The sequence below is a fragment of the Amycolatopsis keratiniphila subsp. keratiniphila genome (assembly GCF_001620365.2).
GTDB classification, from domain to species: domain Bacteria; phylum Actinomycetota; class Actinomycetes; order Mycobacteriales; family Pseudonocardiaceae; genus Amycolatopsis; species Amycolatopsis keratiniphila.
Map to the genome: position 1 here is coordinate 111,697 of NZ_LQMT02000019.1, position 24,437 is coordinate 136,133.

Annotated in this window: 21 protein-coding genes; 13 read left to right on the top strand and 8 right to left on the bottom strand. The window is 68.6% G+C overall.

Annotation, left to right across the window (positions count from 1 at the left end):
- Window positions 1–160 precede the first annotated feature (160 nt).
- On the top strand, window positions 161–1,393 hold the full coding sequence (locus tag AVR91_RS18575; RefSeq protein ID WP_063273920.1) for an acetyl-CoA hydrolase/transferase family protein: 1,233 nt from the start codon (window positions 161–163) through the stop codon (window positions 1,391–1,393).
- Window positions 1,394–2,029: 636 nt separating this feature from the next.
- Here AVR91_RS18575 and AVR91_RS18580 read toward each other — a convergent pair.
- Together AVR91_RS18580 and AVR91_RS18585 are read right to left on the bottom strand one after the other, a co-directional pair.
- Window positions 2,030–2,980, bottom strand: coding sequence for an aldo/keto reductase (locus tag AVR91_RS18580; RefSeq protein ID WP_063273977.1), 951 nt, complete (start codon window positions 2,978–2,980; stop codon window positions 2,030–2,032).
- Window positions 2,981–3,073: 93 nt separating this feature from the next.
- On the bottom strand, window positions 3,074–4,183 hold the full coding sequence (locus AVR91_RS18585) for a serine hydrolase domain-containing protein (RefSeq protein ID WP_063273921.1): 1,110 nt from the start codon (window positions 4,181–4,183) through the stop codon (window positions 3,074–3,076).
- A 234-nt stretch (window positions 4,184–4,417) separates the two neighbouring features.
- On the opposite strand from AVR91_RS18585, the gene AVR91_RS18590 reads away from it, so the two are divergent.
- From AVR91_RS18590 to AVR91_RS18615, 6 genes are all read left to right on the top strand, one after another.
- The gene (locus tag AVR91_RS18590; protein ID WP_083737635.1) at window positions 4,418–5,998 is read left to right on the top strand and encodes an N-acetylmuramoyl-L-alanine amidase; all 1,581 of its coding nucleotides are present in this window, start codon (window positions 4,418–4,420) and stop codon (window positions 5,996–5,998) included.
- Between the two features lie 131 nt (window positions 5,999–6,129).
- Complete coding sequence (locus tag AVR91_RS18595; protein WP_063273923.1) at window positions 6,130–7,104, top strand: ArsR/SmtB family transcription factor; 975 nt, start codon at window positions 6,130–6,132, stop codon at window positions 7,102–7,104.
- A gap of 68 nt (window positions 7,105–7,172) precedes the next feature.
- Window positions 7,173–8,495, top strand: a complete 1,323-nt coding sequence (locus AVR91_RS18600; RefSeq protein ID WP_016334451.1) for a M20/M25/M40 family metallo-hydrolase — start codon at window positions 7,173–7,175, stop codon at window positions 8,493–8,495.
- Window positions 8,495–9,373: an alpha/beta fold hydrolase gene (locus AVR91_RS18605; protein WP_063273924.1), complete on the top strand. Its 879-nt coding sequence runs from the start codon at window positions 8,495–8,497 to the stop codon at window positions 9,371–9,373. Before AVR91_RS18600 ends, AVR91_RS18605 begins: the two co-directional genes overlap by 1 nt.
- A gap of 40 nt (window positions 9,374–9,413) precedes the next feature.
- Window positions 9,414–10,004 carry a winged helix-turn-helix domain-containing protein gene (locus tag AVR91_RS18610; protein WP_063273925.1) on the top strand — a complete coding sequence of 197 codons (591 nt, stop codon included), beginning with the start codon at window positions 9,414–9,416 and terminating at the stop codon, window positions 10,002–10,004.
- The gene (locus AVR91_RS18615; protein ID WP_063273926.1) at window positions 10,005–10,751 is read left to right on the top strand and encodes an SRPBCC family protein; all 747 of its coding nucleotides are present in this window, start codon (window positions 10,005–10,007) and stop codon (window positions 10,749–10,751) included.
- Window positions 10,752–11,015: 264 nt separating this feature from the next.
- Here AVR91_RS18615 and AVR91_RS18620 read toward each other — a convergent pair whose 3' ends face one another.
- The 3 genes from AVR91_RS18620 to AVR91_RS18630 all read right to left on the bottom strand — a co-directional run bounded on the left by AVR91_RS18620 (window position 11,016) and on the right by AVR91_RS18630 (window position 13,326).
- Window positions 11,016–11,237, bottom strand: a complete 222-nt coding sequence (locus AVR91_RS18620) for a DUF5703 family protein (protein WP_016334446.1) — start codon at window positions 11,235–11,237, stop codon at window positions 11,016–11,018.
- Window positions 11,234–12,247 carry a hypothetical protein gene (locus tag AVR91_RS18625; RefSeq protein ID WP_063273927.1) on the bottom strand — a complete coding sequence of 338 codons (1,014 nt, stop codon included), beginning with the start codon at window positions 12,245–12,247 and terminating at the stop codon, window positions 11,234–11,236. Before AVR91_RS18625 ends, AVR91_RS18620 begins: the two co-directional genes overlap by 4 nt.
- Window positions 12,248–12,360: 113 nt before the next feature.
- Window positions 12,361–13,326: an aldo/keto reductase gene (locus AVR91_RS18630; RefSeq protein WP_038513211.1), complete on the bottom strand. Its 966-nt coding sequence runs from the start codon at window positions 13,324–13,326 to the stop codon at window positions 12,361–12,363.
- Window positions 13,327–13,462: 136 nt separating this feature from the next.
- Here AVR91_RS18630 and AVR91_RS18635 point away from each other — a divergent pair, with 136 nt between their 5' ends.
- From AVR91_RS18635 to AVR91_RS18650, 4 genes are all read left to right on the top strand, one after another.
- Entirely contained in the window at window positions 13,463–14,509 is a 1,047-nt protein-coding gene (locus tag AVR91_RS18635; RefSeq protein ID WP_063273928.1) for an LLM class F420-dependent oxidoreductase, read from the top strand.
- Window positions 14,509–15,348 carry an undecaprenyl-diphosphate phosphatase gene (locus AVR91_RS18640; RefSeq protein ID WP_063273929.1) on the top strand — a complete coding sequence of 280 codons (840 nt, stop codon included), beginning with the start codon at window positions 14,509–14,511 and terminating at the stop codon, window positions 15,346–15,348. Before AVR91_RS18635 ends, AVR91_RS18640 begins: the two co-directional genes overlap by 1 nt.
- A 48-nt stretch (window positions 15,349–15,396) precedes the next feature.
- Complete coding sequence (locus AVR91_RS18645) at window positions 15,397–16,107, top strand: histidine phosphatase family protein (protein ID WP_063273930.1); 711 nt, start codon at window positions 15,397–15,399, stop codon at window positions 16,105–16,107.
- 103 nt (window positions 16,108–16,210) lie between these two features.
- On the top strand, window positions 16,211–18,253 hold the full coding sequence (locus AVR91_RS18650) for a M3 family metallopeptidase (protein WP_063273931.1): 2,043 nt from the start codon (window positions 16,211–16,213) through the stop codon (window positions 18,251–18,253).
- Window positions 18,254–18,309: 56 nt separating this feature from the next.
- Here the strand turns inward: AVR91_RS18650 and AVR91_RS18655 are convergent, their stop codons facing one another.
- Window positions 18,310–19,533 carry an aminotransferase class V-fold PLP-dependent enzyme gene (locus AVR91_RS18655; RefSeq protein WP_063273932.1) on the bottom strand — a complete coding sequence of 408 codons (1,224 nt, stop codon included), beginning with the start codon at window positions 19,531–19,533 and terminating at the stop codon, window positions 18,310–18,312.
- Between AVR91_RS18655 and AVR91_RS18660 the strand changes: the two genes are divergently transcribed.
- On the top strand, window positions 19,532–20,911 hold the full coding sequence (locus tag AVR91_RS18660) for an aminotransferase-like domain-containing protein (protein WP_063273933.1): 1,380 nt from the start codon (window positions 19,532–19,534) through the stop codon (window positions 20,909–20,911). The two genes, AVR91_RS18655 and AVR91_RS18660, sit on opposite strands and share 2 nt — an antisense overlap.
- Window positions 20,912–20,929: 18 nt before the next feature.
- Here AVR91_RS18660 and AVR91_RS18665 read toward each other — a convergent pair whose 3' ends face one another.
- Complete coding sequence (locus AVR91_RS18665; RefSeq protein ID WP_063273934.1) at window positions 20,930–21,559, bottom strand: hypothetical protein; 630 nt, start codon at window positions 21,557–21,559, stop codon at window positions 20,930–20,932.
- Window positions 21,560–21,629: 70 nt separating this feature from the next.
- Entirely contained in the window at window positions 21,630–23,429 is a 1,800-nt protein-coding gene (locus tag AVR91_RS18670) for a right-handed parallel beta-helix repeat-containing protein (protein WP_063273935.1), read from the bottom strand.
- Between the two features lie 88 nt (window positions 23,430–23,517).
- Here AVR91_RS18670 and AVR91_RS18675 point away from each other — a divergent pair, with 88 nt between their 5' ends.
- Entirely contained in the window at window positions 23,518–24,387 is an 870-nt protein-coding gene (locus AVR91_RS18675; RefSeq protein WP_063273936.1) for a TetR/AcrR family transcriptional regulator C-terminal domain-containing protein, read from the top strand.
- The last annotated feature ends 50 nt before the right edge of the window (window positions 24,388–24,437 follow it).

Sequence of the window (24,437 nt, forward strand, 5' to 3'; positions counted from 1 at the left end):
CGGACGGTGGCCGTCCGGTGCCGCACCGGAATATGGGGTCCCGGTACCCATGTGCGGGCACCGGCCCCGTCGCACCATGGTGAGGAGGTGCCGGGCGCGGGCCGGTTTCCCTGGGGGTCCGGCCCGCGCCGGCAAGGGGCTCCTCGGGCATGATCGGATCATGCGCGTCTTGTCGGAAAGCCAGCTCGGTTCCGTTCTCGCGGGCGTGCCCGCTACGTGCCCGCGAGTGGTGGTGAGCGGCAATTTCGCCACGCCGATGCGGGCGCTGAAGGTGCTGGACGCGGCGCTGGCGGAGTACCGCTTGTTCGCGTTGAACGCCCAGGCGGGCATGCCGGACCGCGAGGGTGTTCTGCTGGAGACGCCGTTCGTGGGCGCGGGGATGCGCGGCCGTCCCGGGCTGCGGTACTTCCCGTCCCGGCTGTCGCTGGTGCCGCAGCTGCTCAAACACTCGCTGCCGCCGGACGTCGTCCTGCTGCACACCTCGGCCCCGGTGGACGGCGTGGTGTCGCTGGGTACGGAGGTGAACATCCTGCCCGCGGCCATCGAGGCGGTGCGGGCCCGCGGCGGCCTGGTCATCGCGCAGCTCAATCCCGAGATGCCGTTCACCTACGGCGACGGTCTCGTGCCGGTCGACGAGATCGACTACGGCATCGAGGTCGTGGAAGCGCTGCTGTCGCCGGTCCCGCGGCCGGTGGGGGAGACGGCGCGGACCATCGGTGAGCGGGTGGCCGGGCTGGTCGAGGACGGCGCGACCCTGCAGCTGGGCATCGGCGGGATCCCCGACGCGACCCTGGCAGCGGTGACCGGACGGCGTGGGCTCGCGATCTGGTCGGAGATGTTCAGCGACGGTGTGCTCGCGCTCGACCGCGCAGGGGCACTCGATCCGGCGGAACCGGTGACGGCGTCGTTCGTGTTCGGCAGTGCGGACCTGTACCGCTGGCTCGACCGCAATCCGCGGATTCGCTTGCTCCGCACGGAAAAGACGAACGATCCCGCGGTGATCGCCCGCCAGCGCGGTCTGGTGTCGGTCAACAGCGCCCTCGAGGTCGACCTGTACGCCCAGGCCAACGCGAGCCGGGTGAGAGGGGCGATCTATTCCGGATTCGGCGGGCAGACCGACTTCGTGGTCGGGGCGTTGCATTCACCCGGGGGCCGGGCGATCATCGCGCTGCCGTCGTGGCATCCGAAGGCCGACGTTTCGACGGTCGTGCCCCGGCTGACCGGTCCGGTGACCTCGTTCCAGCACAGTTTCGTGGTCAGCGAGCACGGTGTCGCGACGATCTGGGGCAACGACGCGAGCGAGCAGGCGCGGCAGATCGTCGGCCAGGTCGCGCATCCGTCGGCCAGGGAAGAACTCGTGGCGCGGGGCCGGGAACTGGGGTTCGCGCTTTAGCGGTATTCCATTCCGGCGTGAAAACCGGAACCCGGTAAAGGGACACGAACGTGCCCCTTTACCGGGTCGCAAACACGAGGGGCCGACCCGCGCCAACAGATTGGCCCCCGTCAATCCCTGTGCTTAGAGCGTCAGACCAGCCATCCGAGCACGTGGGCCAGGTGCGCGAGCAGACCCGAAATGAGGTCGTGACCGTGGTGCACGTGCTGGGTGAACATCTGCATTGAGGGGCTCCTTGTTCGGATTTCGTGTTCGGTTGTGCTCTCGCGAGGAGCGATCGAAGATTTTCACCACATTGGCACCCTGTCAAAAAACGATTTCCCGGGCTTTCGTCGGGTCGTGAATCTTCCTACGATAAACACGTAAGTCTTTCGTGTTTTGCGCCAGGGGTGGGTTTCGGGAGCGATGACACCGTGCGTAGCGGGGTTGCGGCGGGTCGATGTGGACGCTGAGCCTCCGCTACGGCAAGTGGGCGGCGGGGTGACACGAACCGGTGATCCACTTGCCACGAATGGTGAATCGGCGAGTATCACCGATACGGGTGACGTGACGAGGTCGTCCACCACCCATTCGGCCAGAAGACGGACACCTTTGCCGGGCCCGCGGACGTGCGCGACGGGGCACGACCCGCGGTGGTCAGGCCGAGGCCGAGGTCAGGGCCTGAAGTTCGGCGTCGGACAGTCGCAGCTCCTCGAAGGCCAGCAGTGACGGCAACTGCTCAAGGGTGCGCGCGGAGGCGATCGGCGCGAGCACCGTCGGCTGCCGCGCGACCCAAGCCAGAGCGACGGTCGCCATCTCGACGCCCTTGGCCGACGCGATCTTCTCCAGGGCGGCGAGTACTTTCGTGCCGCGCTCGGTGTCTGCGTAACCACCGGCGAGGCCAGGCAGGTCGCGCACGCTGTCGACGGGCTTTCCGGGGCGGTACTTACCGGTCAGGAAGCCGGAAGCAAGAGCGAAGTAGGGGATGCAGGCCAGCCCTTCGCTGCGCGCGACGTTCCGCAGGTCGCCCTCGTAAGTGTAGCGTGACACGAGGTTGTACGGCGGCTGGAGCGCGACGTAGCGTGCCAGGCCTTCCCGGTCGGAGAAGGCCAGCGAAGCCGACAGTCGCTCGGGGCCGATGTTGGAGGCCGCGATCGCGCGCACCTTGCCCGCCTTCACGAGGTCGTCGAGCGCGGTGATGATGTCTTCGACCGGGACGGATTCGTCGTCGAAATGGGTGTAGTAGAGATCGATACGGTCGGTTCCCAGCCGTCGCAGGGATTCCTCGGCGGCGGCCTTGATGTTCGACGGTGCGAGGCCCTTGTACCGGGGGTGGTCACCGACCTTGGTCGCGACGACCACGTCGTCCCGGCCGCGGCGGGAGGCGAGCCATTCGCCGATGATGGTTTCGGACTGGCCTGCCTCGTTGCCGGGAAAGTGAAACATGTACGAGTCGGCGGTGTCGACGAAGTTGCCGCCGCCGGCGACGTAGGCGTCGAGTACCTCGAACGATTCTCGTCCGTCCGCTGTCCAGCCGAAGACGTTCCCGCCCAAGCACAGCGAGGACACGGTGAGACCGGAGTTGCCGAGTGGGTGACGTGCAAGCATGATCGATTGGACCACGATCCGATCGCGTGAGTCCGCCGGACGGGAAGGTTTGCACGTTCGTACGGTACGGAGTGCACTTCCGTCGGCGAAGCATCAGCAGAAGACCTCTGTGAGGAGCTTGACGAACGCCGGGTTCGAGTCGCCCCCGGTCGGCGCGGTCGTGGCCGAAAGCTCCAGCCGCTTATGGGTGTCCGGCGTGGTCAGCAGTTGCGAGGAATAGCCGGGGATACCGCCGCCGTGGCCCCACACCCGGGTGCCGCACGGCAGGGTCTGCACCTGCAGGCCGAGGCCGTACTCGGGGCTGACCGCGGTGGTCTTGGAGATTTCCTTCTGCTGCGCGGGTTCGAGCAGCCGGCCGCCCGCCACCGCCGCGCCGAAGGTGTCCAGATCGCGGGTCGTCGAGATGATCTCGCCCGCCGCCCACGCGACCGACGGGTTGAGGCGGGTGATGTCGACCGGCTTGCCCGCCACGGACACGTAGCCGTGGGCGTGCGGGCCGCTGATGCCGACGTCGTCGCCGGGGACCTCCGTGTCGTGGAGGCGCAACGGCTTCAGAATCCGTTGCTCGACCGCCTTCTCGTACGGCTTGCCGGTCAATCGTTCCACCAGCAGACCGGCGACCACGTAGTTGGTGTTCGAGTAACTCCACCGGGTGCCGGGATCGAAGTCGAGCGGCCTGCCGGTCGAGATTCTGAGCAGTTCCTGCGGTGTCCAGTGCTTGTAGCGGATCTTCTCGAACTCGGCCGGGTCGAGCGGCAACGCGTCGGTGTAGTTGTAGAGGCCGCTGGTGTGCTGCAGGACCTGACGGACCGTGATGCGGCCGTCGATCAGGCCGGGCAGGTAACGGACGACCGGCGCGTCCAGATCGAGCCGGTCTTCGCCTTCGAGTTGCAGCAACACCGTCGACACGAACGTCTTGGTGATGCTCCCGACGCGGAACCGGCCGTTCTCCGGGACCGGCCGATTCGACCCCAGTTCCGCCTTGCCGGAGCGCGCGGTGAAGCGCTGGTGGCCGTCGGTCACCCTGGCTTGTACGCCGAGCGCTCCTCCGCTTGTGGTGAGCTGGTCCAGCGCCTCCTGCACGACCTTGCGGTCGGCGTCGGTGTCGGCCAGCGCGGTGCCCGTGGTGGCGATCAGTCCGGCTGTGGTGAGCGCGGCGACAAGCCGGATCCTCAGCGAAGGCCGCGAGAGTTTTCTTTGCATGATGCGAAAATCCCCCTTAGACGCCCGAAGGCTCTCCCCGAAAGACCGTGAGCCGACGCTAGCGTCCGACGTTCACCGCCCGCAGTATTCGAAAATCACAACCACCCGAACAGAGCAGATCACGCGGGAGCGGCTGATCCGTTCGCCCCACGTTTCCTCATATCGAAAACCGTGGAACGCCCCTCGTCGCTGCTGGTTTGCTCGACGCGACCAGTGCGAACCAGGGGAGGTTTCATGAAGCGATCATTGGCCACGTCACTGGCGGTCGCGGGGGTCTTGACGACATCACTGATCCCGGTGACCGCGTCCGATGCCGCGCTGCTCGCCAGACCGGACTATCCCGCCGCACGGTGGGTAGCGGCCGATCCGGGCAACTGGGGCAGCCGAAACGGCGACACCATCACGGGTATCGCACTGCACACCTTCGATCCCGTACCGCCGGCGGTACCGGACTACGACAGCACGATCCGGTTCTTCGCCAACCCGAACGCGGCCCAGACGAGCGCGCACTACGTGATCCGCTCCAGAGACGGTGACATCACGCAGATGGTGCAGAATCAGGATCGGGCCAATCATTTGCGCGGTCACAACGGCAATACGATCGGCATCGAGCACGAGGCGACCAGCCGCGAAGAGAAGTGGTACACCGACATCATGATGCGTTCGTCGGCCGCTTTGGTGCGCGATCTTTGCGAACGGTATCTGATTCCGAGGACGGGCAGTTCCGAGCCGGACGAGCAGAGCGGCGGGATCAGAGGGCACAACCAGTTCTCCGGCCACGAGGGCAATTCCGACCCCGGCAGGTTCTGGTACGAACGGCACGACGCGTATCTGCAGAAGGTCCGCGGGGGCAAGCGGGACGCGGCCGTGCCGTTCGGCGGGCAGTATCAGATCTTCCAGCGTCAGCGGGACCACAGCGTCCATCAACGGGTATGGGACGGTTCGGCGTGGCGTGGCTGGGCCGACCTCGGCGGATCGTTCGCGGGCGAGCCGGCCGCCGTCGCGTTCGGGCGGCAGATGCACGTGTTCGGGATCGACAGGGCCACCCGTGAGCTGCGCACCCGGTATTGGGATCCGTCCGGCGGTTGGTCGAACTGGGCCGAGCCTGGCGGAACACCGGCCCGGCTGCGGGGCAACCCGTCCGCGGTCGTGATCGGCCAGAACCTCCACGTCTTCGCCCGCGGTGAGAACAACCAGGTCTACGAGGCACGCTGGTCCGATGGCGCGTGGCGGTGGACGAACCTCGGGGGCACGGTCGTCGGCGACCCGGCCGCACTCGATTTCGGCGGCCAGGCCCAGGTGTACGCGCTCGGCTCCGACCAGAGGCTGTACAGCAACGTCCTCGGTGGCTCGGGCTGGGGCGGCTGGGCGAAGAGCGGAGAGCCCGGTGCGCGGTTGACCGGGACGCCCTCGGTGATCCGTTTCGGCGGTCAGGCGCAGGCGTTCGTGCAGGGGCTCAACGGCAACGTGTATCAGGCCGTGTGGAACCGGGAAGGTGGATGGACGTGGCACAACCTCGGCGGTGCGATCTTCGGTGACCCGTCCGCCACGGTCGTCGGATCCACGGTCCGGGTGACGGCCCTTGGCACGGATAGCCGGCTCTGGACCGACTCCTGGTCGGCGAACGGCTGGACCGGCTGGCGAAAGGCGGCAGGCGGGCCGGCCGGCGGGCTCACCGGGACGCCGACCGCGATGGCCTTCGGGAACCAGCTCCAGGTCACCGTGCAGGGGCTGAACGGACGCGCTCACCAAGCCGCGTGGCAGCCCGGCAGCAACTGGTGGTGGGCCGACCTGGGTGGCACGGCGGCGAACTAGCGGTGAGCGTGCCCTTGCTACGCGACCGCTTCGGCCAAGCGGGCGAAGAACACCGGCCTGCTTGATCCGATTGGCGGGTATTCCGTCCCGCATATCGGCAACATCATGGAAAGCAACCTCGGGGGGCCAGGGTGCTGCGAATTCACTTCACCGACGCGGATATTTCGAGGATCACCATCGCGGAGGACGTCGATGCCTCTTGGGAGACGCTGTTCAGTCTCCACCTTTTGCAAGAACCCGACGAAATCCTTTCCTTCGACCATTGGCGGCGCCGGATAAGAGCGGAACTGCCCGCCTGGATTCCGCTTCTGCTGGAGTTGGCGCCGCCTCGCGGCTATTCCGCGGACTTTCTCACTCCGGGGCGTGGAGATGCCGACTCGGATACGGTGATCGACCGGATCATGTCCACTCCACGCCGTCGGTTGCGGGACGACGTGGCCTGTCTCGTGGATCGCCGGCCGCCGACGCCGTGGACACGCAAGCTGGCGGACGGTGACGTCACCGCCCTGCGGCAACTCGGTACCGCTCTCGATCGGTACTACCAGCGGGCGGTCGCGCCGTATCGGGGGCGGCTGCGCGCGCACGTCGAGGCGGACCGATCGCGGCGCGGTAAGGCGTTGCTGACCGGTGGGGTCGACCGGCTCCTCGCCACCCTTCATCCGCGGGTCGAGTGGCGGCCACCGGTGTTGCGGGTGCTCGACTACGTCGACCAGGACCTCCATCTGGACGGCAGAGGCCTGGTGCTGCTTCCGTCGCATTTCTGCCGCCACCATCCGGTCACCCTGAAAGACGCCGATCTGCCCCCGGTGCTCGCCTATCCGGTGAGCTCCAGTTTCGCCTGGCTCACGCCGGACAGGCCGGCCACGCAGGATCCGGTCACCAGCCTGCTGGGCCGCACCCGGGCCGCCACCCTCCGCGCCAGCACCACCGCGGTCACCACGACGGACCTCGCCCGCCGGATCGGGTTGTCGCCGCCCAGCGCGAGCAAACACGCCAGGGTGCTCCGGGAGGCCGGTCTGATCACCACCCGGCGCGATGGCGGCACCGTCGTCCATCAGGTGTCCGGCCTCGGCGTGGCGGTTCTCAACGGTGAGTTGCCCGCCTGAATCCCCACCCGCCGTCCACGACCTGGTGGCAACGGGTCGGCGGACTCCGCCAATGGTAGGAATGCCTGGTGACCGAACCGAATCTGATCGAAGCAGCCGCCGAAGAGGCAGTCACCCTCACCAGTGAACTGATCCGCATCGACACCACCAACACCGGTGACCCCGACACGCTCGTCGGTGAACGCGCCGCGGCCGAGTACGTCGCCGAGAAGCTCACCGACGCTGGCTACGAGATCACCTATGTCGAGTCCGGCGGCAAGAACCGCCACAACGTGATCGTCCGGCTGCCGGGCGCGGACCCCTCGCGCGGCGCGCTCCTGATCCACGGTCACCTCGACGCCGTCCCCGCCGACGCATCGGAGTGGTCGGTGCACCCGTTCTCCGGCGCGATCCAGGACGACTACGTCTGGGGACGTGGCGCCGTGGACATGAAGGACATGTGCGCGATGACGCTCGCGCTGGCCCGTCACTACAAGATCAACGGCATCGTCCCGCCGCGTGACCTCGTCTTCGCGTTCCTGGCCGACGAAGAGGCCGGCGGCAAGTACGGCGCGCAGTGGCTGGTCGAGAACCGGCCGGAGCTGTTCGAGGGTGTCACCGAGGCGATCAGCGAGGTCGGCGGCTTCTCGATCACGCTGAAGGACAACGTCCGCGCGTACCTCATCGAGACGGCCGAAAAAGGCATCCGCTGGATGAAGCTGCGGGTGCGCGGCACGGCAGGCCACGGCTCGATGATCCACCGCGACAACGCCGTCACCAAGCTGTCCGAGGCCGTCGCCCGGCTCGGCAACCACCGCTTCCCGCTGGTCATGACCGACTCCGTCCGCGAGTTCCTGGACGGTGTCACCGAGATCACCGGCTGGGACTTCCCCGAGGACGACATCGAGGGCTCCGTCGCGAAACTCGGCAACATCTCCCGGATGATCGGCGCGACCCTGCGCGACACGGCGAACCCGACGATGCTCACCGCGGGCTACAAGTCGAACGTCATCCCGTCGGTCGCGGAGGCTTCGGTCGACTGCCGGATCCTGCCCGGCCGTCTGGAGGCGTTCAACGCCGAGCTGGACGAGATCCTCGGCCCGGACATCGAGAAGGAGTGGATGGAGCTGCCGCCGGTCGAGACGACCTTCGACGGTGCCCTGGTCGACGCCATGACCAACGCGGTCCTCGCCGAAGACCCGGGCGCCCGCACGCTCCCGTACATGCTCTCCGGCGGCACCGACGCGAAGTCCTTCCAGTCGCTCGGAATCCGCAACTTCGGGTTCGCCCCGCTGCAGCTGCCCGCGGACCTCGACTTCTCGGCCCTGTTCCACGGAGTCGACGAGCGCGTCCCGGTCGACGCGCTGAAGTTCGGTGTGCGCGTGCTCGACCGCTTCCTGCGCTCGGCCTGATGCCCGGTCTGCTGGCCGCCGACGGGACACCCCTGCACTTCGAGCGCTGGGGTGATCCGTCGGCGCCGGTGACGGTGGTCCTGCTCCACGGGTACGCCCTCGACAGGCGGAGCTGGCGTGCCATCGCGCCGGTGCTGGCGGAAGCCGCGGAGAAGCCGGTCGCGGTGCTCGCCTACGACCAGCGCGGGCACGGCGAATCCGGTGAGGTCCGGGCGGCGTCGGCGACCATGGGACACCTCGCCGACGATCTGGCCGAGGTGCTGGAGAAGGTGATTCCCGACGGCAAGGTCGTCCTGGTCGGCCACGACATGGGCGGGCTCGCGATCCTGTCGCTCGCCCAGCGGCACCCGGAGGTCTTCGCGGCGAGAGTGGCGGGAATCGGATTGCTCGCGATGTCGGCCGGAGGTGTCACCCCGGACGCGATCTGGCCGAACGCGCTCGGGAAGCTCGGTCGCGACCTGGAGATGGTCTTCGGGACGAAACTCATCGGTCTGGTCCGGGAGCACACGAGCAAGGCGGTGACCGCCGGGCTGCGGTGGTGGCTCTTCGGGGACGACCCGGTGCCCGCCGACGTCGAACTGACGGTGCGGATGATCCGCGGCAACTGGCCGCAGACGGTGTCGGCGTTCCGTCCGGCATTGGACGCCTACACACGGGAATCCGCGTTGTCGCAGGTCGGCGCGGTGCCGGTGATCGCGATCGTGGGGGAGCGCGACAAGCTCGTACCGACGGCGGACGTCGAAGAACTGGCGGGCGCGGTGCGGAACGGGACCTCGGTGGTGTTGCCCGGGGTCGGGCATGTCGTCCCGCTCGAAGCGGCTCCGCAGGTGGTGCCCCGCCTGCTGGCCCTGGCGAACCGGGCTCACCGACAAGACTGACCTTCTTGACAAAAACTCTTTTCGGTGACACCTTCTTGGCATGTTCTCCGTTGCGGTGATCGAGGACGCGGAAGCGGCCGAAGTGTCGCTGGATCCGGTCCGGGCCAGGCTGCTCGCCGAACTCGCCGAACCGGCGTCGGCCACGATGCTCGCCGCGCGGGTGGACCTGCCGAGACAGAAGGTGAACTACCATCTTCGCGCCCTGGAGAAGCACGGGCTGGTCGAGCTCGTCGAGGAGCGAAGGAAGGGCAACGTCACCGAGCGCATGATGCGCGCGACAGCGTCCTCGTACGTCATCTCGCCGACGGCACTCGCGGCCGTGCAGCCCGATCCGGCGCAGTCACCGGATCGTCTGTCCGCGCGCTGGCTGCTCGCGGTGGCCGGCAGGCTGGTGCGTGACGTCGGCCTGCTGATCACCGGAGCGACCAAGGCACGCAAGCGGGTCGCGACCTTCGCGATCGACGGCGAGGTGCGGTTCTCCTCCGCCGCGGACCGGGCCGCGTTCGCCGAAGAGCTCACCGTCGCGATCACGAATCTGGTGAGCAAGTACCACGACGAAGGCGCCGAGCAGGGCCGCGATCACCGGATCGTCGTCGCCGTCCACCCGAGTGTCAAAACCGAGGAGCGCTGAGTGGGCCACGAATTCGAGATCACGGACCGCGTCGAGGTCGACGCGACACCCGAACAGGTCTGGGACGCCATCGCGACCGGGCCGGGGATCACGTCGTGGTTCATGGGCCGCAACGAGGTCGACGGCGGGGTCGGCGGCACGGTGAAGACCGCGTTCGGCGGCTACGAACCCACGTCGGCGATCACCTCATGGGACCCGCTGGAGCGGCTCGTCTACGGCACCGAACCCGCGCCGGACGGACGGTTCGTCGCCTACGAGTTCCTCATCGAGGGCCGCTCCGGCGGCAGCACCGTGCTGCGGACCGTGACGAGCGGCTTCCTGCCCGGCGACGACTGGGAAGACGAGTTCGAGGCGATGACCGCCGGTGGCGAGCTGTTCCTCCGCACCCTCGTCGAGTACCTCAACCGGTTCGCCGGCCGGAAGGCCGTGCCGGTGACGGTGTTCGGGCCGATGATCGGGGACTGGGACAGCGCGTGGCTGAAGCTGGGCCGGGAGCTCGGCCTCGCCGGGCGGCCGGGAACGGGGGACAGGGTCCGGCTTTCCACCGATTCCGTGTCCACCGTGGAGGGCGAGGTCTATCACGCGAACGCGCAGACGGTCGGCATCCGGACCGCGGACTCGTTCCTGCGCTTCGTGCGCGGGTTCGCCGGTCCGATGGTCGCGATGCACCACCTGTTCGGCGACGTCGATCCTGCGCAACAGGACGAGCTCTGGGCCGACTGGCTGGGCCGGGTCTTCAAGAGCTGAAGGGGCCGCCCGGTCCGTGAAGGCCTCCTTGAGGGACTCTGGGTCCCGCAAGGAGGCCTTCACGGAATGTGGTCCGCCCACGTGCGCCCCATGAGTACCACCAGTCACAGCAGCAGCGCGTGAAAGACCCCTTCCCTCGGCTCAGCCGAGGAAACTCGACCTTCACACCTTCCCGAGTACGTGAAGGCCCCCTTCATTGCGTCTAGCGCAGTGAAGGGGGCCTTCACGTACTTCAGGCTTCAGGCGCTAACAGACGCCGGGCTCTCAGGTGATGAGGCCGGGCAGCGGTGTGGCGGTGCGCTTGCGGCGCAACCACACCCTCCGGGTCCCGTCCGAGTAGAGCCGGACGGTCGAAAGCTCCCAGCCGGCGAACTCGGCGTGGATCGACAGCTGCGTCGCCGCCGCCCGCCGGGAAACACCGGGCGGAAGCTGCAACCGCCGGTACTCCCAATCCCCTTCGACCACCGCCTCGTCCACCACTGTCATGGCGTGATCACCTGGATCCCTTCTCCGATGGCCGAGCCGACGACCACACGGCGGCCCTGCTCGTCGACGGTGACCGAATCTGGCTGCCGCACGGTGGGGAACCGGTGCTTCTCGATCGGCTCTCCACCGCGGACGTCGAAACCGACGACCTCGTTGCGTTCGGTGAGCGTGACCCAGGCGAGGCCGCGGGTGCGGTCGTAGGCGATGCCGTACGCCCCGCCGGGAACGGGATAGCGCTGGCGCAGCAGCAACGGCGTCGTGGAGAACGCCAGCAGTGCGCCCGCGCGCGCGTCGGTGACGAAGACCCGGCCGAGATCGTCGGTGACGGCGTTGGCCGCACCGTCACCGGCGCGCAGGCCCTCGCCGATCTTGCCTTCGGTGAGGTCGACGGCGAACAGGGCGGTGCGGAGCTTGTCGAGCACGACCACGCCGTCACCGGTGCTCAGCACGTCGTCGGCGCTGTAGATCTGGCCGGTGATGGTCCTCGGTCCCGCGTTCTTCGACAGCACCTCGACGGCCTTACGGTCCCGGACGGAGACCAGCGTCGCGTCGCCGTCGGCGAGGCCGGCCGACGGCTGCCCCGCGACCGCGACCGTCTCCAGCGCGCCACCGGGCAGGGAGACCTTCGCCAAGAGGCTCTTGCCGGGCACGCTGGCGAGCACCTGGGAGCCCGAGACCGTCAGGCGCTCGGCAGGACCGGGCAAGGCCACGGTCGTCTTCGGGGCGTCCAAGGCGGCGAGATCGTAGATGCGCAGTGACGGCGGCTCCGAGACGGCGACGACCAGCGACTTGCTCGCCTCGTCGGTCACCAGGGCCCGCACGCCCGGCACCGCGAACACCGAACCGGCGGGCTTGACCGTCACGGCGGGGGAGACCGCCGCGGTCGCCGCGACGGGGTTCTGCACGATCTGCAAGGAGTCGTTGGGCGTGTCGTCCGTACTACAGGACGAGAGCACCAGGACACCGGCGAGCGGGATCGCGATCCGGGAAACGGCGGACAGCCGACCCACCTTGGTGCCTCCACCTGCTACTCGTCGAACGGACTTGTCCAGCATCCTCCTGGAACTCCACCACGTCACGTCAGCGTCACCCAACAGTCACCTAATCCACTATTCGAGACGGCTCAGAGGCCGCGTTCCGGGTACCCGACCTCGATCGCGCTGACGTCGTCGAGCGCCGAGCGGATGGCGGGCGGGAGCGTGATGTCCTCGGCGGTCAGCGAACCGGTCAGCTGACCGGTGTCACGGGCTCCGACCACGGGCGCGACCACTCCGGGCCGGTCGCGGACCCACGCCAGCGCGACCGCCAGCGGCGAGGTGCCGAGGCCGTCCGCGGCCGTCGCGACCGCCTGCACGATCCGGGCCGCGCGATCGGTCCGGTGATGTTCGACATAGCCCGCGAAAACACTCGAAGCGCCGCGTGAATCGGCGGGGGTCCCGCTGCGGTACTTGCCGGTGAGCACGCCCCGGCCGAGCGGCGCCCAGGGCAGGAGCCCGATGCCGTGGTGCTCCGCCGCGGGGACGACTTCGCGATCGACCCCGCGCTCCAGCAGCGAGTACTCGACCTGCGTGGAGACCAGCGGGGCGACGGCCGAACTGCGGGCCGCGGCGGTCGCCAGCTGCCAGCCCGAGTAGTTGGAGACGCCGACGTAGCGGGCCTTTCCGCTGGTCACGGCGTATTCGAGGGCGGCGAGGGTCTCGTCGACCGGCACGGTGGTGTCCCAGGCGTGCAGCTGCCAGAGGTCGATGTGGTCGGTGCCGAGCCGTCGCAGCGAGCCTTCGAGCGCGCTCAGCAGGGCACCGCGCGAGGCGCCGCCGCCGAACGGGCCGTCGGTGCGGCGGGCGACGGCCTTGGTGGCGAGCACGATGTCGTCCCGGGGGACCAGGTCGCCGAGCAGCGCGCCGAGGACGCGCTCGCTCTCTCCCTCGCCGTAGATGTCGGCGGTGTCGACCAGGGTGCCCCCGGCGTCGACGAACGCGACCAGCTGGCTGGCCGCCTCCTCCGAGTCGGTGTCGCCACCCCACGTCATGGTCCCGAGGGCCATCCGCGAGACACGAAGTCCCGACCGGCCGAGCTGTCGCTTTTCCACGACGGGCGAGCCTAGCCGGAAGGCAAGTGCGGGTCGCGGAGCAGGTGAGCGTGTCGTGATCGAGTACCACCGTGCGGGTTATCGGCTGTCAACACCCTGAACGGAGGAGTGACACTCCGATGGATACATTCACGCCGTGCGACTCGGACTGAACTTGGGCTATTGGGGCGCGGGGAACGACGCGGCCAACCTGGCATTGGCGAAGAAGGCGGACGAACTGGACTACGCGGTCGTCTGGGCCGCGGAGGCCTACGGTTCGGACGCGCCGACGGTGCTCTCATGGGTGGCGGCGCAGACCTCCCGGATCGACGTGGGCAGCGCGGTGTTTCAGATCCCCGCGCGGACACCGGCGATGACCGCGATGACCGCCGCGACCCTGGACACGCTCTCCGGCGGCCGGTTCCGCCTCGGCCTCGGTGTTTCCGGCCCGCAGGTCTCCGAGGGCTGGCACGGCGTGAAGTTCGCGTCGCCGCTCGGCCGCACTCGCGAATACGTCGAGATCGTCCGCAAGGCGCTGAGCCGCGACCGGGTCCGGTACGACGGCGACCACTTCCAGCTGCCGCTGCCCGGCGGACCAGGCAAGGCACTGACCCTGACCGTGCACCCCGTGCGCGAAGAGATCCCCGTGTACCTGGCCGCCATCGGCCCGAAGAACCTCGAACTGACCGGCGAGATCGCGAACGGCTGGCTGCCGGTGTTCTACTCGCCGGAGCACGCCGGCGAGCAGCTGAAGCTGATCCAGGCCGGTGCGGCGAAGGCCGAGCGCTCCCTCGACGGCTTCGACGTCGTCCCCACCGTCCCGCTCGTGGTCGGTGAGGACTGGAAGGCCTGCGCCGACGCGGTCCGCGGGTACGCGGCGCTGTACATCGGCGGGATGGGCAGCCGCGAGAAGAACTTCTACAACCAGCTCGCCTGCCGGATGGGCTTCGAACGCGAAGCGGCCGATGTGCAGCAGAAGTACCTGGGCAAGGACTACGAGGGCGCCATGGCGGCCGTCCCGCTGGAGTTCATCGACGCGACGTCGCTGCTGGGGCCCAAGGAGCGCATCGCCGAGCGGATGCAGGCCTTCGCGGAGTCCGGCGTCACGACGCTGACCGTCGCGCCCGCCATGCCGGATCCCGAGGGCTCCGCACACGCCCTCGAAGTCGCCGCCGAAGCCGTCGAATCGGCCGGTGTCGCCTGATGGGATGGTTCGAAGCACTGGTCCTCGGACTCGTCCAGGGCCTCACGGAGTTCCTGCCGATCTCGTCCAGCGCGCATCTGCGGATCACCGCGGCGCTCGCCGGCTGGGACGACCCGGGCGCCGCGTTCACCGCGGTGACCCAGATCGGCACCGAACTCGCGGTCATCCTGTACTTCTCGTCGAAGATCGGGAAGATCCTCCGCGCCTGGTTCTTCTCGGTCTACAAGAAGGACTGGCGACAGGACCCCGACGCGCGGCTGGGCTGGCTGATCATCGTCGGCTCGCTGCCGATCGTGGTGCTGGGCCTGCTGCTGCAGGACGCCATCGACGAAACCTTCCGTGACCTGCGGATCACCGCGACCACGCTGATCGTGTTCGGCCTGATCCTCCTGGTGGCCGACCGTATCGGGAAGCAGCAGCGCACCCTCGACCACCTGACCGTGCCGCACGGCCTCGGCTTCGGGTTCGCGCAGGCGCTGGCGCTGATCCCGGGTGTCTCGCGCTCCGGTGGCACCACCAGCGCCGGGCTGCTGCTCGGCTACACCCGCGCCGAAGCGGCTGAATACTCCTTCCTGCTGGCGCTGCCGGCGGTGTTCGGCTCGGGTCTGTACAAGCTGACCGACATCGGCAAGGACGGCGCACCGGCGCAGTGGGGGCCGACGATCCTGGCGACGCTGGTCGCGTTCGGTGTCGGGTACGCCGTCATCGCGTGGCTGATGTCCTACATCAAGACCAAGAGCTTCGTTCCGTTCGTGATCTACCGGCTCGTGCTGGGCGCGCTGCTTTTCGTCCTGATCTTCACCGGTGTCCTGGACCCGCAGGAGGGCCCGCACCTGTGACCCGCGCATTTCGGGAGTGGGCAAAGCACGACACGTAGGGTGGGCCACGTGAGTACTGTGATCCTTCTGCGCCACGGCAAGTCCACGGCGAACGGTTCGGGTGTGCTGGCTGGGCGCACGCCCAAGGTCGGCCTGGACGACACCGGCCGGGCGCAGGCGGCCGCGCTCGTCGAGCGCCTGGCCCCGGTCCCGCTCGCCGAGCTGGTGGTCTCGCCGATGCTCCGCTGCCGCCAGACGGTCGCGAAGCTGGCCGAGGCACGCGGTCTGGACAAGGTCAAAGAGCCGGGTTTGTCCGAAGTGGACTACGGCGAATGGACCGGGCGCGCGCTCAAGGATCTGGTGAAGGAACCCCTCTGGCGGGTCGTGCAGGCGCATCCGTCGGCCGCGGTCTTCCCCGGCGGCGAAGGGCTCGCCGAGATGCAGGCGCGGTCGGTCGCGGCCGTTCGCGCGCACGACGCCCGGATCACCGAGAAGTACGGCGAAAACGCGGTATGGCTCTTATGCAGTCATGGCGATGTGATCAAGGCGATCCTCGCCGACGCGCTCGGCCAGCATCTCGATTCCTTCCAGCGGATCGTGGTCGACCCGGCGTCGGTTTCGGTTGTCCGGTACACCGAGACTCGTCCGTTCGTGTTGCGCGTCAACGACAACGGCGGCGACCTGGCCGGTATCGCCCCACCGTCGCCCAAGGCGAAAGCCAAGCGTGGCAAGGGAAAACCTAGCTCCGACGCGGTGGTGGGCGGTACCACCGGAGCGTGACGACTCCTCGTCCGCGGTGTCACGCCACGGACGGCATCCACCGGCCCCTCACTGCCCGTAAGGTGGCCTGAACAGCAGATTCGACGACCCGGGAGCAACACCGATGATTTCGCAGGACAACCCGTTCGCCGCGCCGAGTGAGCTGCCCTACGCCCTTCCGCCGTTCGACCGGATCGCCGACGAACACTTCCTTCCCGCCTTCGAGGCGGGTCTCGCCGAGCACGCCGCGGAAATCGAAGAGATCGCCAATTCCGCGGAGCCGCCGACCTTCGAGAACACCATCGTCGCGCTCGAGAAGTCCGGCAGGCTGCTGTCCCGCGTGTCCAGCGTGTTCTTCAACCTCGCCGGATCGAACGCGAACGACGAGATCCAGCGCGTGCAGGCCGAGATGGCGCCGCGGCTGGCCGCGCACGCGGACGCCATCAACCTGAACCCCGCGTTGTTCGCCAGGATCAACTCCCTGTTCGAGCGCAAGGACGAACTCGGCCTCGACGGCGAGTCGCTCCGCCTTCTGGAGCGCCACCACACCGACGTGCGCCGTGCCGGCGCCGGCTTGCCCGAGGCCGACCAGAAGCGCCTGCGCGAGCTGAACGAGCAGCTTTCCACGCTGTCGACCCGCTTCCAGCAGAACCTGCTCAAGGACACGAACGAGCTCGCCGTGGTCGTCGACGACGTCGCGGAGCTCGCGGGACTGGGCGAGGACGAGATCGCCACGGCCGCCGAAACCGCCGGTGAGGAAGGCAAGTACGTCCTCAAGCTGACCTTGCCGACCGCGCAGGCCGCGTTGGCTTCGCTGGAGGACCGTGCGCTGCGCGAGCGGATCTTCACCGCGTCGGTCTCGCGCGGCAACCGGGGCAACGAGTCCGACAACAACGGGATCGTGGCCGAACTGGTCCGCCTGCGGGCGGAGCGGGCTGCCGTGCTCGGCTTCCCCGACCACGCTTCGTACGTCATCGAGGACGAGACCGCGAAGACCGCTCAGGCCGCTGTCGGGCTCCTGGAACGTCTCGCGCCGGTCGCGGTCGCCAACGCCAAGGCGGAGGCCGAAGAACTGCAGCGCTACCTCGAAGCCGACATCCCGGGCGCGATCCTGCGGCCGTGGGACTGGGCGTTCTACGCCGAGCGCGTGCGCAAGGACCGCTTCGAGGTCGACACCGCCGCGCTGCGCCCGTACTTCGAGCTGAACCGTGTGCTGACCGACGGCGTCTTCTTCGCCGCGTCGAAGCTGTACGGCCTGGGCTTCACCGAGCGGGAGGATCTGCCGAAGTACCACCCCGAGGTCCGGATCTTCGAGGTCTTCGACGCCGACGGCTCGGAGCTCGGCCTGTTCCTGCTCGACTACTACGCCCGCGACTCCAAGCGCGGCGGCGCCTGGATGAACAACTTCGTCGACCAGACGAAGCTCCTGGGCACCAAGACGGTCGTGGTGAACGTGCTCAACGTCGCCAAGCCGCCGGCGGGCGAGCCGACCCTGCTGACCTTCGACGAGGTCGTCACCGCGTTCCACGAGTTCGGGCACGCGCTGCACTCGCTGCTTTCGGACGTCGAGTATCCGATGTTCTCCGGCACCAACGTCCCGCGTGACTTCGTCGAGTACCCGTCGCAGGTCAACGAGATGTGGATGCTGTGGCCCGAGGTCCTGGCCAACTACGCCAAGCACCACGTGACCGGCGAGCCGCTGCCGCAGGAGCAGATCGACAAGCTCCTGGCCTCCCAGCAGTACGGCGAGGGCTTCTCGACCACCGAGTACCTCGCGGCGTCGCTCCTCGACCAGGCGTGGCACGCGCTGGGCACCGAGGACAACGTCGACGACGTCCAGCGGTTCGAGGCCGAGGCGCTGACCAAGGCCGGGGTCGCGCTGGAAGCGGTGCCGCCGCGCTACCGCACCACCTACTTCGCGCACATCTTCAGCGGCGGCTACAGCGCCGGGTACTACTCCTACATCTGGAGCGAGGTCCTCGACGCGGACACCGTGCAGTGGTTCCGCGAGAACGGAGGGCTCACCAGGGAGAACGGCGACCACTTCCGCCGCGAACTGCTCGGACGGGGCGGCAGCGTCGACCCGATGGCCGCCTTCCGCGCGTTCCGCGGCCGCGACCCGGAGATCGAGCCGCTGCTGAAGCGCCGCGGTCTCGCCGGGGCCTGACCTCCTGACGGTCTCCCCGCCCGGGCACCCCCAGTGCCCAGGCGGGGAGACCGCGTTCAGGCGGCGAGTTCGGCGACGGCCGCGGCGACGTCGTCCACTTCCCGCTCGGTGTTGTAGTAGTGCGGGCTCAGCCGCAGGCACCAGTCGACGTCCTTGTCGCCGAAGTCGAACTGCGCGAACTCCCGGTAGCTGAGCGCCGAGTTGATCCGCCTGGCGTCCATGGCCTCCTTGAAGGGCACGGCTTCCCAGCCCTTGATGGAGAACGTCACCAAGGCGCCCAGTTCCGGCCCCCGGTCGAGGACTTCGACGCCCGCGATGGCGCCGAGACCGTCCCGCAGCCTCGCCGCGAGCGCGGGGGTGCGTCGTGAGATCGCCTCCAGGCCGACCTCACGGGCATACCTCGCCGCGACCGCGCAGCCGAGCACGGTGGCGTAAGGGAATTCCCATTCTTCGAAGCGGGAAGCCGACTTCGTGGGTTCGTACGCGCCGGGCGCGCTCCAGCGGGCACCGTGCATGTCGATGAACAGCGGCTCGTGCCCGGCTTCGAGGAACCGGTCGGAGACGAACAGGAACCCCGAACCGCGCGGACCGCGCAGGAATTTGCGGCACGTCGAGGTGAGCAGGTCGGCGCCGATCTCTGCGACGTCGATGGGGTACTGGCCGATCGACTGGCAGGCGTCGACCAGGTACAGCAGGTCGAGCTCCCGGCAATGCCGCCCGATTTCGGCGACCGGCTGGACGAGCCCCGAGTTGGTCGGGATGTGCGTGGCAGCGACCAGTTTCGGTTTCCTCGTACGCATCAGGGCCGCCATGGCCTCGACGTCGACACCGCCCCCACGGGTGTCCGGTGCGTGCACGATCTCGACGCCGAACCGCTTCCGCAGCGACAGGAACGCGATCTGGTTGGAGATGAAGTCGTTGCGGGTGGTGAGCACGACGTCGCCGGGTTCGAACCGGATCGAGGAAAGCGCGGTGGAGTAGGCGTGGGTGGCGCTCGCCGCGAAGGCGATGTTGCGGGGCCGCGCGTTGATCAACGCGGCGATTTCGCGGTAGAAGCCCGCGACCTGATCCGACCGTGCCGCGGCGGCCTCGTAGCCGCCGATCTCGGCTTCGAGCTTCAGATGATCGAGCATGGCGGCGAGCACCGGCTTCGCCAGGAGCCCACAGCCCGCGTTGTTGAAGTGGACGACCTTCTCGCTGCCCGGCGTATCGGCCCGCAGAGCGGCGATGTCCAGTAGTGATTCGGTGCGGTTTCCAGTAGCACTATCATGGTCTTTCATGTCGGATAGTAGCACTTCCGCACTCGTCCTCCAGTTGCGTTCCCTGATCCGCTCGGCGGCCGCGGGGGACCGGCTGCCCAGTAGCCGTGAGCTGATCGAGCGCTACCGGGTCGGCCCGGTGACGGTCTCGCGCGCGATCGCTCTGCTGGCGGCCGAGGGTGCCGTCGTGACCCGGCCCGGGAGCGGGACGTATGTGGCGGCCAGGCCGTCGGTGGCGGAGGGACCACTCGACACGGCTTGGCAGACCGTCGCGCTGACCGACCGCAGCGTCGACACGACGTCGCTCACCGGTGTCCTCGGTCCGCCGCCGGAGGGCGCGATCCTTCTCGACGGCGGATATCCGCATCGCTCACTGCAGGCGACCCGCTTCCTGAGCGCGGCCCTCGCACGGGCAGGACGCCGTCCGGATTCCTGGGACCGGGCCCCCGCCGCCGGTCTGGCCGCGTTGAGGTCGGTGTTCGCGGGACCCGCCGGTGCGTCACCTGACGACGTCCTGATCACCGCCGGCGGCCAGAGCGGGCTGTCCATGGCGTTCCGGGCGATCGCGGCACCCGGCAGCCCGGTCCTCGTCGAATCGCCGACCTATCCGGGAGCACTCGCCGCCGCGCGGGCGGCGGGGCTCCGCCCGGTGCCGGTCCCGATCGACGACGACGGGGTCCGGCCGGATCTGCTGGCCGAGGCGTTCGCGATGACCGGTGCCCGGCTGTTCTACTGCCAGCCCACCTTTCACAACCCGACCGGGACCGTGCTCACGCCGGAGCACCGCACTCAGGTGCTGGAGGTGGCGCGCGCGGCGGGCGCCTTCGTGCTGGAGGACGATTTCGCCCGGCACCTCTCGCATGGGGGCACGGCACCGCGTCCGCTGATCGCCGACGATCGCGACGGCACGGTCGTCCATCTGACGTCGGTGACCAAAGCCGCCGCGCCGAGCCTCCGGATCGGGGCGCTGATCGCGCGTGGGCCCGTTCTCGACCGGATGAAGGCCATCCGGAGGGTCGACGACTTCTTCGTCTCCCGTCCGCTGCAGGAGGCGGCCCTCGAACTGCTCAGCGCGCCGTCCTGGGAACGGCACGTGCGGAAGCTGGGCTCCGAACTGCGGCAGCGGTGCGGAAAAGCGGCCGCGGCGCTGGCCGGGGAATGTCCAGAGTGGACTGTCGCGCGGCTGCCCGAGGGCGGACTCCACCTGTGGGTGCGGCTACCGGCGGGGAGTGACACGAACGCGGTCGCCCGCGCGGCGAGGGAGCGGGGAGTCGTGGTCGGGACAGGGGACCGGTTCTTCGCCGCCGAACCGGCAGGTCCGTTCCTCCGGCTCGGCTTCGCCGCCGCGGCGGACGTCGCCGAACTCGCCGAAGGCATCAGGCGACTGGGAAGCGTATAACGACCTATACGGCGTGGCTCAGATCAAAACAGCGTCAAGCAATAGATAAACACCACCGCCAAGGACGACACCCGCGGCCATTCCGGCCGTGACCTCGGCTTTGGTGTGATCACCGAGCTCGACGCGGGACCAGCAGACCCAGGCGACGCCGAGGAAGACCAGTGCGAGCCAGGGGCCGTAGACGCGGATCAGCATCACGGCCGCACCCGCCGCCACCATCGCGTGCATCGAGATCTTGAACTCGAGGCCGAAGGTGATCGCGAGCGCGGCGACCAGGCAGACGAGCTCGGCGGCCGCGAGCGCGATCATCTGGTGCGGGGCACCGCCGGCGATCAGGCCGACGAAGCCGGCGGTCAGCGAGCCGATGCAGACCGCGAACGGGACGAGCCGTCCGGCGCGATCGGTGACATGGTGGCTGTCCCACTTGCCCTTCCTGGCGCCGCGCACGATCACGGCCATCGGGATCAGCGAGCCGGTGACGCCGACGACGAGACCCCAGAGCACCGTCTCGCCGACGTGATATCCGGTGACCTTCCAGGCGACGATCAGCGGGAGGCCGAGCACCCAGACCCAAGGAGCGAGCACCTCGGTCGCGATCCGCGCGAGACGTCGGCGGGACCCGGGGGCTTCCGTGGTCTGGGTCGGCATCGCGCGTGGTCTCCTCGGGAATCGTGGCCGGAGCGGCTCCTGCCGGACTCGCGCCCGGCAGGAGCGGTGATCATCGTTCCAGACCCCGGCGGCCCGCCCTCGCGAGGATGTCCGCGCCCGCCGGGTCCGCCCGGATGGCTTCGTCGAAGCTCTCCTTGGGCAGCACCGTGTTCCCAGCGACGGTCACCGTCTCAGGTGGTGTGTCGTAGCCGTCGGGCAGGGCGTCCCAGAAGTTGCCGACGAAGGCGACGTTCTCCATCGGCGGCCCCACCTGGAGCACGATCGGGGTGTCGGCCCGGTGGACGATGTTGCCGAGGACGGTGATCCACGCCGCGCCGTAGTCGGTGTAGAGGCCGAAGTTGTACGACGTGAGTACGTCGCGGACGACATTGCCGCGGACCAACGCCCCGCCGGCGAACGACGAGCCCTGCGGAGCCGACAGGTAGATCCCGCCGCCGTCCATGAGCTTCCCCATGCTGCGTTCGACGAGATTCGAGATCACCTGCGTGCCCTTGGCGCGCTCGCCGCCGGTGATCACGATGCCGTTGTGCGGGACGTCGCGGATCTCGTTGTGTGCCACGACGGTCTCCGCGGACTCGACCACGAGGACGGCGGGCGAACCGCGGTACTCGGTGCCGATGTGGTGGACCAGGTTGTCTTCGACCGTGACCCGGGTGCTCGTGTGGACGGCGATCCCGCTGCCCGAGATCTCGTCGAAGACGTTCGCCCGGATCCGCACGTCAGTGGCGTCTTCGATCAGCAGTCCTCCCGCGCCGAGCCGGGTGAAGTGGTTGCCCTCCAGGGAGACCCGGCTGACGGACGTGAGGCTGACGTTGGCTGGCAGCTGGACCGGCTCCGCGGGCACATGGACGTAGCCCACGTCCGCGCCGAGGTCGATCTTCTGGAAGTCGCCTCGTTCGTAGCGCGCGTTGCCGTGATAGTGCAGGTAGCCGCCGGTGCGGGCAGGGCCGGACCAGGTCGCGTCGGTGAAGCTGAAGCCGCGTAGCACGAGGTCGCGGACACCTCGTGCGCTGATAAGCGTTTCGAGCGCCGGAGCGACGACGCTGGTCTCGCCGATCTTCTCTCCGGGACGAGGGCGGTAATGCAGGACGTGCTCGCCCTTGTCGGTGCGGCTGACGGCGAAGGTTCCTGGTTCGGCCAGGAAAGCCACGTTGTTCTCGAGCGTTGTCGGCGCGGCCAGGCCATCCCAGGCGCCGTCGCCACCTGCGCCGTACCACTTGGCGTCGTAGAGGGATTTGGCGTGATCGAAGGCGGGCTGAGCCATGGTGATCGTGGTCGAGGAGGCGTCACCGGAGATCGACGCGACCGCGAGCCGGGCTTCGGACCACGGGTAGACGCCCGGATACACGAACTCCAGCCCGGAGGGGTCCGGCCACTCCTGAGGTTCAGTGCTGTCCGTGACGTAACCAGACGCTGTTTTCGTCACGTTTCCCGGGGGTCCGTCCATGCGGGCCGCTCTGGTCGCGGGTTTGCCGTCGACGGTGAGCCGTCGTGGCGCCAGGTCGCCGATCGGCGCGGTCCAGACGCCGTCGTCGCCTGTCGTCCAGCCGGTGATCTCGCGGCCGCCGCTCAGCTCCACTTCGGCCTGGTCGGCTGATCCGTAGCCGTGTGCCTGGTAGATCACGCGGAAGCCGTTCGAGCCGGAATCGCCCTGTGTGTCAGCGAAGACAAGAGGTTCGTCCAGGTGGTAGACGCCGGCCGCGAAGGACACGATGACGTCGCCGGTCATGGTGGCCGCTGCGGCACGGACGGCCTTCTGGGCGGCTTTCGGGCCGGCGAACGGCTGTTCGGCGGTGCCGGGCCAGTCGTCTCTGCCGTCCGGGGATACGAAGAACCTGATTTCGGGCATGCTGAAGCGCTCCTGCGAGAGGTATATGGGATATACTGAGGTTTATCAGCTAAACACGAACGAGCGAAGAGCGTCAAGGGAGTAGCGGGTGGCGGAAGACGACGCGCAGCCGGATCCGGAGCGCGCGATCGAGCTGCTGTGGGGGACGTCCGAGCCGGAGCGGCCCGGGTTGAGCCTCGGCCGGATCGTCGCGGCGGCCGTCGAGGTCGCGGACGCCGAAGGGCTCTCCTCGCTGTCGATGCGCAAGGTCGCGGAACGGTTCGGCACCACCACCATGTCGCTCTACCGGTACGTCCCCGGCAAGGCCGAGCTGGTGGAGCTCATGCGTGACGCGGTGTACGGCGAGTTCCCGATGGGGTCTTCGGATGGGCTCGGCTGGCGAGCGGGTCTCGAACGCTGGGCGCGGCGAGCCTGGGAGATGCACCACCGGCATCCGTGGCTGGTCCACAGCGCCGGTTCCCGCCGCCTCCCGGGGCCGAACATCATGGCGGGCTACGACCACGCGCTGGACGTGGCTTCGCGTAGCGGTTTGGCGCCGGCGGAAGTCATCGCGGTGGTGAACCTGGTGGGCGGATTCGTCGAGTCGGCCGCACGTCAGGCGGGGGAGGCCGCGGAGCTCCAGCGGCGCACGGGGGTGACCCATGAGCGCTGGTGGAGTGAACGCGAGTCCCTCTTCGAGCGCCTGGACCGCTATCCGGCACTGGAGCGGCTGTGGAAGGCCGGGGGAATGGATGCTCCGCTGGACGCCTTCGAATTCGGGCTGCGGAGGACCCTCGACGGTATCGAGGCGCTCGTCCGAAGCCAGGGGAGTGAGGTAATCAGTGACGAAACCGGGGGAGGGGAGTGCGTCGTCTGCGGTAAGCCGTTGGACGGGGGAGGGCGGGGCAGGCCTCGGGACTACTGCTCGCGGGCGTGCCAGCAACGCGCCTACCGGCGTCGTCAGCCTCGAAGTGTATAACGACCTATTCAGTCGGGCAGTTGACAACATCAACTTCAAGCTGATGACAA